The 11,409-nt window shown below is 68.8% G+C and carries 10 protein-coding genes; 3 read left to right on the plus strand and 7 right to left on the minus strand.

Annotated features, from left to right (window positions below; translation table 11 throughout):
* Nucleotides 1-153: 153 nt before the first annotated feature.
* The 6 genes from GSQ87_RS03035 to GSQ87_RS03060 form a co-directional block, all read right to left on the minus strand.
* Nucleotides 154-1,776 carry a carboxyl transferase domain-containing protein gene (locus tag GSQ87_RS03035; RefSeq protein ID WP_158913102.1) on the minus strand — a complete coding sequence of 541 codons (1,623 nt, stop codon included), beginning with the start codon at nucleotides 1,774-1,776 and terminating at the stop codon, nucleotides 154-156.
* 9 nt (nucleotides 1,777-1,785) lie between these two features.
* A complete protein-coding gene (locus tag GSQ87_RS03040; protein ID WP_158913103.1) occupies nucleotides 1,786-2,442 on the minus strand; it encodes a 3-oxoacid CoA-transferase subunit B in 657 nt (218 codons plus the stop codon).
* 2 nt (nucleotides 2,443-2,444) lie between these two features.
* Nucleotides 2,445-3,188, minus strand: coding sequence for a CoA transferase subunit A (locus GSQ87_RS03045; protein ID WP_158913104.1), 744 nt, complete (start codon nucleotides 3,186-3,188; stop codon nucleotides 2,445-2,447).
* 122 nt (nucleotides 3,189-3,310) lie between these two features.
* Nucleotides 3,311-4,471, minus strand: coding sequence for an isovaleryl-CoA dehydrogenase (locus GSQ87_RS03050; protein ID WP_174241391.1), 1,161 nt, complete (start codon nucleotides 4,469-4,471; stop codon nucleotides 3,311-3,313).
* 159 nt (nucleotides 4,472-4,630) lie between these two features.
* Nucleotides 4,631-5,860, minus strand: a complete 1,230-nt coding sequence (gene kynU / locus GSQ87_RS03055; protein WP_158913105.1) for a kynureninase — start codon at nucleotides 5,858-5,860, stop codon at nucleotides 4,631-4,633.
* 210 nt (nucleotides 5,861-6,070) lie between these two features.
* Nucleotides 6,071-6,352, minus strand: a complete 282-nt coding sequence (locus GSQ87_RS03060; RefSeq protein WP_158913106.1) for a UvrB/UvrC motif-containing protein — start codon at nucleotides 6,350-6,352, stop codon at nucleotides 6,071-6,073.
* Between the two features lie 140 nt (nucleotides 6,353-6,492).
* Here GSQ87_RS03060 and GSQ87_RS03065 point away from each other — a divergent pair, with 140 nt between their 5' ends.
* On the plus strand, nucleotides 6,493-8,331 hold the full coding sequence (locus GSQ87_RS03065; RefSeq protein ID WP_158913107.1) for a DUF885 family protein: 1,839 nt from the start codon (nucleotides 6,493-6,495) through the stop codon (nucleotides 8,329-8,331).
* Between the two features lie 38 nt (nucleotides 8,332-8,369).
* On the opposite strand, the gene GSQ87_RS03070 is transcribed toward GSQ87_RS03065, so the two are convergent.
* Nucleotides 8,370-9,248, minus strand: a complete 879-nt coding sequence (locus GSQ87_RS03070; RefSeq protein WP_174241392.1) for a CoA ester lyase — start codon at nucleotides 9,246-9,248, stop codon at nucleotides 8,370-8,372.
* On the opposite strand from GSQ87_RS03070, the gene GSQ87_RS03075 reads away from it, so the two are divergent.
* Together GSQ87_RS03075 and GSQ87_RS03080 are read left to right on the plus strand one after the other, a co-directional pair.
* Complete coding sequence (locus tag GSQ87_RS03075) at nucleotides 9,247-10,629, plus strand: acetyl-CoA hydrolase/transferase family protein (protein WP_216838940.1); 1,383 nt, start codon at nucleotides 9,247-9,249, stop codon at nucleotides 10,627-10,629. The genes GSQ87_RS03070 and GSQ87_RS03075 overlap by 2 nt on opposite strands.
* Nucleotides 10,626-11,409: enoyl-CoA hydratase/isomerase family protein (locus GSQ87_RS03080; RefSeq protein WP_158913109.1), on the plus strand; the 784-nt coding region annotated here is incomplete at its 3' end. The genes GSQ87_RS03075 and GSQ87_RS03080, both read left to right, overlap by 4 nt.

Raw genomic sequence — 11,409 nt, forward strand, 5'->3', positions numbered from 1 at the left:
AAGGGGGAGGGGCAGGGGTGAGGGTGTAGCCACTACGGCAGGGGGATGGGCTCGAGAGGCGGCGACACCTCAGGCGCCGTTCGCCCAGGTCCGGCGCATACACCCCCATCCCTGCCCTTCCCCCCTCGAGGGGGAAGGGTGAACAAGACCCCCTCACATCCGGAACACGCCGAAGCGCGTCTCCAGGATCGGGGCGTTGAGCGAGGCGGCCAGCGCCAGACCCAGTACGTTGCGGGTCTGGGCCGGGTCGATGATCCCGTCGTCCCAGAGCCGGGCGGTGGCGAAGTAGGGATCGCCCTCGGTCTCGTAGCGCTCGCGGATCGGGGCCTTGAAGGCGGCTTCCTCCTCGACCGGCCAACTACCGCCCTTGGCCTCGATCCCGTCGCGCTTGACGGTGGCGAGCACGCTGGCGGCCTGTTCGCCGCCCATCACCGAGATGCGCGCATTAGGCCAGCTCCACAGGAAACGTGGCGAATAGGCCCGCCCGCACATGCCGTAGTTGCCGGCCCCGAAACTGCCGCCGATCAGCACGGTGAACTTAGGCACGTTGGCGTTGGCCACCGCCATGACCATCTTGGCCCCGTCCTTGGCGATACCGCCGGCCTCGTACTTGCCACCGACCATGAAGCCCGAGATGTTCTGCAGGAACACCAGCGGGATCGAGCGCTTGCAGGCCAGCTCGATGAAGTGGGCCGCCTTCAGCGCGCTCTCGCTGAACAGCACGCCATTGTTGGCGAGGATGGCGACAGGATAGCCCCAGATATGGGCGAACCCCGTCACCAGGGTGGTCCCGTACAGCGCCTTGAACTCGTCCAGCTCCGAACCATCGACGATGCGGGCGATCACCTCGCGCACATCGTAGGGCGTGCGCAGGTCCGGCGGCGTGACGCCGTAGAGCTCCTGCGGATCGAAGGCCGGCGGACGTGAGGCCCGGCGGGCGATGGGCGCGGTCTCGATCGGACCGAGGCGCGCGACAATGGAGCGGACGATCTCCAGCGCATGGTCGTCGTCCACCGCCACGTGATCGACCACGCCCGAGCGCCGGCCATGGGTGTCGGCCCCGCCGAGTTCGGTGGCGCTGATGACCTCGCCGGTGGCGGCCTTCACCAGGGGCGGACCGGCCAGGAAGATGGCGCCCTGGCTTTCCTCGCCGCGCCCCCGCACGATCACCGTCTCGTCGCTCATCGCCGGGACATAGGCGCCGCCGGCGGTGGACAGGCCCATGACGCAGGCGATCTGGGCGATGCCCTGGGCGCTCATCTGGGCCTGGTTGTAGAAGATGCGACCGAAGTGGTCGCGGTCGGGGAAGACCTCGGCCTGATGCGGCAGGTTGGCCCCGCCGCTGTCGACCAGGTAGATGCAGGGTAGCCGATTCTGGGCCGCGATCTCCTGGGCGCGCAGATGCTTCTTCACCGTCATCGGGAAGTAGACGCCGCCCTTCACCGTGGCGTCGTTGGCCACGATCATCACCTCGCGCCCCGACACCCGGCCCACGCCGGTGATCAAGCCCGCACCCGGCGCCTCGCCGTCGTACAGGTCGTATCCCGCCAGCGGAGCGACCTCGAGGAAGGGCGCCCCGACGTCGAGCAAGCGCTGGACCCGCTCGCGCGCCAGCAGCTTGCCGCGCGACACGTGCCGGGCGCGCGACGCCTCGGGGCCGCCCAGCGCCGCCTCCGCCGAGCGGACACGGAGCTGCTCGACCAGGGCCCGGTTATGGGCGGCGTTCGCCTGGAAACGGTCGGACGCCGCCGAAAGGGCCGAGCTCAGCTTGGGCAAGGGATAACCTCAGGCCGCCTTGGCCAACTTGCTGGAGAACGCCGCCTCGGTCTTGGCCTCGACCTCGGCCAACTCCACGCCGGGCGCCAGTTCGATCAGGGTCAACCCGCCGTCGCCGACCTTGTCGACGGTGAACACCGCCAGGTCGGTGACGATCAGGTCGACGCAGCGCGTACCGGTCAACGGCAGGGCGCAGGTCTTCAGCAGCTTGGACTCGCCCGCCTTGTTGGCGTGCTCCATCACCACCACCACCTTCTTGACCCCGGCCACCAGGTCCATCGCGCCGCCCATGCCCTTCACCATCTTACCGGGGATGGTCCAGTTGGCGATGTCGCCGGTCTGGCTCACCTCCATCGCGCCCAGCACCGACAGGTCGATGTGGCCGCCACGGATCATGGCGAAGCTGTCGGACGAACTGAAATAGGACGAGGTCGGCAGTTCGGTGATGGTCTGCTTGCCGGCGTTGATCAGGTCGGCGTCCTCGTCCCCCGGATAGGGGAACGGACCCATGCCCAGCATGCCGTTCTCGCTCTGCAGCGTCACGTGCACGCCCTCGGGAATGTAGTTGGCCACCAGGGTCGGGATGCCGATGCCGAGGTTGACGTAGAAGCCGTCCTTCAGCTCGCGGGCGGCCCGTTCGGCCATCTGTTCGCGCGTCCAGGCCATGGTCAGACCTCCGTGCCGGCGACAGCCGGACCCTTGGTGGTTTCGGGGCGCGGGCGGGTGGTGACCCGCTCGATCCGCTTCTCGTAGTCCACGCCCTGGAAGATGCGGTCGACATAGATGCCGGGCGTATGGATCTGGTCGGGCTCCAGCTGGCCGGGTTCGACCAGGTGCTCGACCTCGACGATGGTGACCTTGCCGGCCGTGGCCATCATCGGATTGAAGTTCCGCGCGGTCTTGCGATAGATCAGGTTGCCCTCGCTGTCGCCCTTCCACGCCTTGATGATGGACAGGTCGGCGCGCAGCCAGCTCTCCATCACATAGGGCTCGCCGTCGAACTCGCGGGTCTCCTTGCCCTCGGCCACCAGGGTGCCGTAGCCGGTCTTGGTGAAGAAGGCCGGGATGCCGGCGCCGCCCGCGCGGATGCGCTCGGCCAGGGTCCCTTGCGGGTTCAGCTCAAGCTCCAGCTCGCCGGAGAGATACAGGCTCTCGAACAGCTTATTCTCGCCCACGTAGGACGAGATCATCTTCTTGATCTGCTTGTTGTTCAGCAGCATCCACAGCCCAAAATTGTCGGCGCCGCAATTGTTGGAGACGACCGTCAGGCCCTTGACGCCCGCGTCGCGGATGGCCGGGATCAGGTTCTCGGGGTTGCCCGACAGGCCGAAGCCGCCCGACATGATGGTCATGCCGTCGAACAGCACGCCTTTCACGGCCGAAGCCGCATCCGCATAGACCTTGGACGCCATCCCTGAACCACCCTTCCTCGTTGGAAGGCGGCCGATTCACATTGAACCAACCGCATTCAAGATCACTCAATAGCGAAACGCGGTCGCCGCCGAAACCGGCTTCCACACCTAGCCGTCACGCTCTAGCCGACAAGCTCCCGGCCGATCAGGAAGCGCCGGATCTCGTTGGTCCCCGCGCCGATATCATAAAGCTTGGCGTCGCGCGCGAACCGTTCGACCGGAAACTCCTTCAGATAGCCCGCCCCACCCAGCGCCTGGATCGCCTCCAGCGAGGTCTTCACCGCGTTCTCGCTGGCCAGCAGGATGGCGCCGGCGGCGTCGAAGCGGGTGGTCTTCCCGGCGTCACAGGCCCTCGCCACCGCATAGACGTAGGCCCGCGCCGAGTTCAGGGCCACGTACATGTCCGCGACCTTGGCCTGGACCAGTTGGAACTGGCCGATGGCCTGACCGAACTGCTTGCGCTCGCGCACATAGGGCAGCACCACATCCAGGCAGGCCTGCATGATCCCGAGCGGACCGCCCGACAGCACCGCCCGCTCGTAGTCCAGCCCGCTCATCAGCACCTTGGCCCCGCCGCCGACCGGCCCCATGACGTTCTCGGCCGGGACCTCGCAGTCCTCGAACACCAGCTCGCCGGTGTCGGAGCCGCGCATGCCCATCTTGTCGAGCTTGCGGCTGACCCGGAAGCCCTTGAAATCCTTCTCGACCAGGAAGGCGGTGATCCCCTTGGAGCCCGCCGCCGGATCGGTCTTGGCGTAGACCACCAGGGTGTCGGCGTGGGGCGCGTTGGTGATCCAGAACTTGGTCCCGTTCAGCACATAGACGTCGCCACGCTTGTCGGCGCGGAGCTTCATCGAGATCACGTCCGAGCCGGCCTCGACCTCGCTCATGGCCAGGGCGCCGACATGCTCGCCGGAGATCAGCTTGGGCAGGTAGCGCCGCTTCTGCGCCTCGGTCCCCCAGCGGCGGATCTGGTTCACGCACAGGTTGGAGTGGGCGCCGTAGCTGAGTCCGATGGAGGCCGAGGCGCGGCTCACCTCCTCCATCGCCACCACGTGTTCGAGATAGCCGAGGCCCAGGCCGCCGAAATCCTCCTCGACCGTGATCCCGTGCAGACCCAGCTCGCCCATCTGCGGCCACAGCTCGCGCGGGAAGGCGTTGGTCTCGTCGATGGCGGCGGCGCGGGGCGCGATCACGTCGGCGGAGAAGCGGGCGGTGGTCTCGCGGATCATGTCCGCGGTCTCGCCCAGGCCGAAGTCCATCATGGTCTCGGGCAGCGACATGAACCCTGGCTCCCATTGCGCGAGGTCTGAACGCCCCGCTTAGCTTTCCGTCCGGTCCCCGAAGGGACAGGACGGGATGTAAGTGCGTCAGCCTCGTATCGCTTCCGCACGGACCATGAAAGGCAATTTTTCCTCGAAAACGCTCAATGCGCGCACCGTTTACGTCACCTTCGCGCGAACAGCGTAGCGAGGCTCGCGCCACACGCCGCTTTCAAGCAAGCTTTTCAGCGCCTCGGCGGCCCGCCAGACATCCTCGTAACCCACGTAGAGGGGCGTGAAACCGAACCGCACCACGTCGGGCGTACGGAAATCGCCGACCACGCCATGGTCGATCAGGGCCTGCATCAGCGGATAGCCTTGAGGATGGGCGAACGAGACGTGGCTTCCACGCCGCTGCGGCCTGCTCGGCGTGACCAGGCGCAGGTCGTGGACGGCGGCGAAGGCCGAAACCTGGCCGATGAACAGGTCGCACAGGCCCTGCCCCTTGGCGTGAAGCGCAATCAGGTCAGTCTCGAGGAACAGGTCGATCGCGGTCTCCAGCGCCGTCAGCGCCAGGATCGAGGGCGTCCCGCACAGGAAGCGGTCGATCCCCGGCGCGGGGCGGTAGTCGTCGACGAAGGCGAACGGCTCGGCATGGCCCATCCAGCCGGTCAGCGGGGAGGCCAGCACGCCCTGCAGCCGCTCGGCCACGAACAGGAAGGCCGGCGCGCCGGGACCGCCGTTCAGGTACTTGTAGCCGCAACCCACCGCCAGGTCCGCGCCCGCCCCGTTCAGGTCCACCGCGATGGCGCCGGCGCTGTGGCTGAGGTCCCAGAGCACCAGCGCGCCCTTGGCGTGGGCTGCAGCGGTCAAGGCCGCCATGTCGCGCCGCCGGCCGCTCTTGTAATGGACGTGGGTCAGCATCAGCACGGCCAGGTCGTCGTCGATCGCCGCCTCCAGCGCCTCGGCTTCGACCACCCGCACCTCGGCCCCGAACTGGGCGGCGAGGCCCTGGGCGATGTAGAGGTCGGTGGGGAAGTCGCCGGGCTCGGTCAGGATCACCTTGCGCCCCACGTTGTGGGCGAGCGCCGCGCCCAGCAGCTTGAAGATGTTGACCGAAGTGGAGTCGGCCACCACCACCTCGCCGGGTCCCGCGCCGACCAGCCGGGCGATCTTGTCGCCCACCCGCTGGGGCGCGCCGATCCAGTCATGGACGTTCCAGCTGCGGATCAGGTCGCGGCCCCATTCGCCGCGCACCACCTCGTCCATCCGCCCCGGCGCCGCCGACGGCATGGCCCCCAGCGAATTGCCGTCCAGATAGATCAGCCCCTCCGGCAGAAAGAACCGTTCCCGCATCCCCTTGAAGGGATCGTCGGCGTCCAGCGCCTTGGCGTCGTCCAGGGTCAGCATGGAGCCATGGTTACGCGAGGCTGTGGCCTCGACTCAAGGATTTGCGATGCTTGAGGGCAACCAGATCTGCGTCCTTCGAGACGCCCCTTCGGGGCTCCTCAGGATGACGTATGAGAGTGGGCTGCAAAACCTTCGTCATGCTGAGGAGCGGCGAAAGCCGCGTCTCGAAGCACGCAGCCGGCGACACGAGTCCTTAGCGCCAACTACGGCTCAAGACCTGCGCCGCGGGCCACTGCGGTTGCGGTGGTTGGCGGTGAGCGGCGCCGGCCGTTCAGGCGCGACCCAACCCTTGGGCGGCGCATAGACCTGCTGGTCCGTGCCGAGCCCCATCTTGCCAGGAACCTGGCGCCGGATGCGGGAGCCCGCGACCTGCAGCGATCCGTCGCCCAGCCGCACGATCGCGTCGCGAAGCTCGGCGGCGCGCTCGAACTCCTCCGCCTCGATGGCCGCCGCCATCTGGGCTTCCAGCTCGGCCTTGGACGGCTCCGACATCGAACGGCTCCCTGACGCCTCGGATCGTCCTTACATCGCCCCGCCCGAGATTTCGGCAAGGGGCCGCCGGGATATGCGCACCACTTGTATATGCGACCGTATACGTTTTACGGTCCCGCCCGAGACCTTGGGGGAAACATATGGACCGCAGGAATTTCCTTTACGCGACGGCGGCGAGCGCGTTCGCGCCGACCCTGGCCACCGCAGGCAAGGCCTTCGCCCAGGGCGGTGCGGTTCAGGGCGACGACGCCCACGCCAAGCTCGACGCCCTGTTCGACACCCTGTTCCACGAGGACCTGCGCCGCAGCCCGGAGAGCGCCACCCAACTCGGTCTCGACAAGGGCGCCAACGCCGACCTGCGCGGCAAGCTGCGCGATGAGAGCCCAGCCGGCATGGCGGCGGCCAAGGCCATGACCCTGGACCAGCTCGGCCGCCTGAAGGCCTTCCCGCGCGAGAGCCTGTCGGCCGGCGACAAGGTCAATTACGACGTGGTGGTCTACACCCGCGAGAGCGCCAAGCGCGTCCAGACCTTCGACTTCGGCGGCGCGGGCTTCGGCCCGTCGCCCTACGTCATCAGCCAGCTCACCGGCGTCTATCAGAGCGTGCCGGACTTCCTGGACACCAAGCATAAGATCGCCACCCCTGAGGACGCCGACACCTATCTGTCCCGCATGGCCTCGTTCGCCGACCAGCTCGACGGCGAGACCGAGCGGATGCGCCACGACGGGGCCATGGGCATCGTCCCGCCGGACTTCATGCTCGACCTGACCCTGACCCAGATGACCGCCACGCGCACCGCGCCGGAAGAGTCGCTGCTGGTCACCTCGCTGGCAAAGCGCGCCAAGGAGAAGGGCCTGCCCGACCATTACGGGATCGACGCAGCCAAGGTCTACGCCGAGAAGGTCGGCCCGGCGCTCGACCGCCAGATCGCGCTCGTCCGATCCTACCGCGCCAAGGCCGGCCACGACGCCAGCCTGCGCCGGCTAAAGGATGGCGAGGCCTTCTATGCGGCGGCCCTGCACTCCACCACCACCACCGAGCTGTCGCCCGACGAGATCCACAAGCTGGGCCTGGACCAGGGCAAGGAGATCAGCGCGCGCCTGGACGGGCTGCTAAAGGCGCGGGGCCTGACCCAGGGCACGGTCGGCGAGCGCATCGCCACCCTCTACAAGGACCCCAAGTCGTTCTACCCCAATACCGACCTCGGCAAGGTGGACGCCATCGCCTATTGCAACGGCCGGCTGGCGGCGATCACGCCGCTGCTGCCCAAGGCGTTCAAGCGCCTGCCGCCCTACAAGTTCGAGGTGCGTCGCGTGCCGCCGCAGACCGAGGCCGGCGCCGCATCGGCCTTCTCGCAGAGCCCGGCGATCGATGGATCGCGGCCGGGCCTGGTCTATTTCAACCTCCACGACACCGCCGAATGGCCCAAGTTCTCGCTCGCGACCACCGTGTTCCACGAGGGCCTGCCAGGCCACCAGCTCGAAGGCGGCCTGGCGCTCTCCAACAAGGACCTGCCGCTGATCCGCAAAGTCGGCGGCTTCTCCGGCTACGCCGAGGGCTGGGCGCTCTACGCCGAGCAGCTGGCCGACGAGCTGGGCATGTACGAGGACGACCCCCTGGGTCGGATCGGCTATCTGAAGTTCCAGCTGTTCCGCGCCGGCCGCTGCGTGGTCGACACCGGCATCCATCACATGGGCTGGACCCGCGAGCAGGCCATCGCCTACTTCCTGGCCCTGGACGGCGAGGCCCCCGGCTTCGCCACCCGCGAGGTGGAGCGCTACTGCGCCACCCCCGCCCAGGCCTGCAGCTACAAGATCGGCCACACGGTGTGGACCCGCGCGCGCACCCGCGCCAAGGAGCAGCTCGGCCCGCGCTTCGACATCAAGGACTTCCACGAGGCGGGGCTGAGCTACGGCCGCGTGCCGCTGGATATCCTGGACGGGGTGATCGACAGCTACATCAAGACCGCGAAGGCGTAAGCCTTCTCCTCCCCTGCAAAGCGGGGGAGGAGAACCGCCTACCCTCGCGCCGCCAGCTCCAGCACCCGACGCGCCTGCTTCAGGTGGGGCATGTCGAGCATCCGCCCATCCAAGCTGGCCACCCCCGCGCCGGGATTGGTCTCAAAGGCCGCCGTCACGCGCCGGGCATGCTCGACCTCCGCCTCCGACGGGGTGAAGGCGCGGTGGATCGCGGCCACCTGGTCGGGGTGGATGGCCATGACGCTGGAGAACCCCTCGCGCCGGGCGCGCAGGGCCTGGGCCTCGACCACCTCGAGATCGCGGAAGACCATGCTCGGCGTCTCCACCGCCGCCACGCCGGCCGCCGACGCCGCCAGCAGGCAGAGCGAACGCGCCATCCGGTAGGTGAAGTCGAACTCGCCGTCCCCGGCCCGATTGGTCACAGCCCCCAGCGCCGCCGCCAAGTCCTCGCCGCCCCAGCTGAGGCCCATCAGGCGCGGAGTCGCGCGGTTCAGCTCGCCCAGCTTCATCACTCCCGCCGGGCTCTCCGCCGCGATGGCCAGCACCGGCAGCGCGCCGACCGGCAAACCCGCGCGCGCCTCCAGCACCGTGAGCTCGTGGTCGAGGCGCGCCAGATCGGCGGCCCCCTCGGCCTTGGGCAACACGATCCCCGCCACCCCGGGCGCAACGGCCGCCGCCAGGTCCGGCGACGCATGCTCCGTTCCGATTGGATTGATCCGCACCCAGAGCGCCGCACCTCCGCTGCGCGTCGACCCCGCCGCCAAGACCTCGCCCACTAGGGTGCGGGCGGCGGACTTGTTGGCTTCGGATACGGCGTCCTCCAGGTCGAGGATCACCGCATCGGCGTCGGAGGCGGCGGCTTTTTCGCATTTGCGGGCGCTGTCGCCGGGCGCGAATAGGAAGGAACGGGGGATCATGGCCGCCACCTTGGCGGGGCTCGCCGCCTCCGGCAAGGCGGCGCAAAGACTGTCGCCGCATCGGACGGCCGTGTATGTCCGCCTCACAGCCGGGCGCAAAGACCCGCACACCATGAGGAATGACTTGCCCCTGCCCGACCTCAAGCCCTGGATCCGCCCCGGCGACCGCATCGTCTGGAGCCAGGCGGCCGGAGAGCCGCTGACCCTGATCGAGGCCCTGATCGCCCAGCGCGCCGAGCTTGGCCCGCTGGGCGTGTTCATGGGCGCGAGCTTCACCGACCTGATCCAGTCCGAGCACGCCGACCACATCCGCTTCGCCTCGTTCGGGGCCATCGGCCAGCTTCGGCGGATGACCCGGGCCGGCGTGCTGGACGTGATCCCCTGCCACGTCTCGCGCATCGCCCACTACATCGCGGCTGGCGAGATCGGCTGCGACGTGGCCATGGTCCAGGTCAGCCCGATCGGCCCCAATGGCCTGCACAGCTTCGGCGTCACCAACGACTATGTGCAGGCGGCCGTGGCCAAGGCGCGCATCGTAATCGCCGAGGTCAACGCCCAGGTCCCCTTCACCTGGGGCGACGGCTATCTCGCCCCCGAGCGCATCGACCTGCGCGTGGATAGCGACCGGCCCGTGGCCCAGGTCCCGGCCCCGCCCATCGGCGCCCATGACATCGCCATCGCCCAGGCCGCCGCCCGCTTCATCGGCGATGGCGCGACCCTGCAGATGGGCGTGGGCGCCGCGCCCGACGCCCTGCTGCGGCTGGTGGCCGACCGGCGCGACCTCGGCGTCCATTCCGGCATGATCGGGGACGCGGTGATCGAGCTGATCGAGAAGGGCGCTGTCACCAACGCCCGCAAGCCGTTCGACCAGGGGATCACCGTCACCGGGGCCCTGATCGGCACCGACCGGCTGTACCGCTTCGCCGACCGCAACCCCGAACTGGTGGTGCGCTCCTCCGCCTATGTGCAGGACGAGGCGCGGCTGGCGGCGCTGCCGGACTTCGTCACCGTCAACACCGCCGTGGAGGTCGACCTCACCGGACAGGTCAACGCCGAGCAGGTGGGCGGGGACTATCTGGGCGGCACCGGCGGCCAGGCCGACTATGTGCGCGCCGGCCATCGCTCGCCCGGCGGCCACGCCATCATCGCCCTGCCGGCCACCGCCAAGGGCGGGACCCAGAGCCGCATCGTGCTGCACCTCACCTCGGGCGTCACCACCGCGCGCACCGACGTCGACGTGGTGGTCACCGAGTTCGGCTCGGCCGAGCTGCGCGCCCAGCCATTCCGCGAACGCGCCCGGCGGCTGACCGCCATCGCCCATCCGGACTTCCGCGAGGCGTTGGAACGCGACGCCCACGAACTGATGCGGAGGGGATATTGAGCCCGAGCGAACCGAACGCCGCCGTCCTGTACGAGGTCGTCGAGCCCGAAATCGCCCTTATCACGATCAACCGCCCGGACCAGCGCAACGCCATCGACACTGCCGTGCGCCAGGGCCTGTTCGACGCCTTCCACCGGATCGAGGCCGATCCCGCCATCCGCGTCGCCATCCTGACTGGCGCGGGCGACAAGGCCTTCTGCGCCGGGGCCGACCTGAAGGAGATGGCCGAGATGCGGCTGGAGGTCCCGCCGCGCGGCTTCTTCCCGATCCTTGGCGACGGGATCGAGCTGACCAAGCCGGTGATCGCGGCGGTGAACGGGGTGGCCTTCGCCGGCGGCTTCATGTTTGCCCAGATGTGCGACCTGTGCGTGGCCTCGACCACGGCGCGCTTCGCCATCACCGAAGGCAAGGTCGGGCGGGGAATGCCCTGGGCGGCGCCGCTGATCCACATGGTCCCGCAGCGGATCATGATGGAGCTGCTGCTGACCGGCGAGCCGATCACCGCCGAACGCGCCTACCAGGTCGGGCTGGTCAACCGGCTGGCCGAGCCGGGGGCCCTGATCACGACCGCGCTGGAACTGGCCCGCGCCATCGTCGCCTGCGCACCCCTGACGGTGGCGGCGGCCAAGGCTGTAGTGCGCATCTCCACCGAGATGGGCCGGGCGGATGCGCTGCGGGCGGCCGACGACGTGTTCGAACGCGTCTACCTGTCCCACGATGCGCAGGAAGGACCCAAGGCCTTTCGCGAAAAGCGCAAGCCGCAGTGGCGGGGGGGGGAGG

This window comes from Caulobacter sp. S45, from assembly GCF_009765965.1.
Lineage (GTDB): Bacteria > Pseudomonadota > Alphaproteobacteria > Caulobacterales > Caulobacteraceae > CAHJWH01.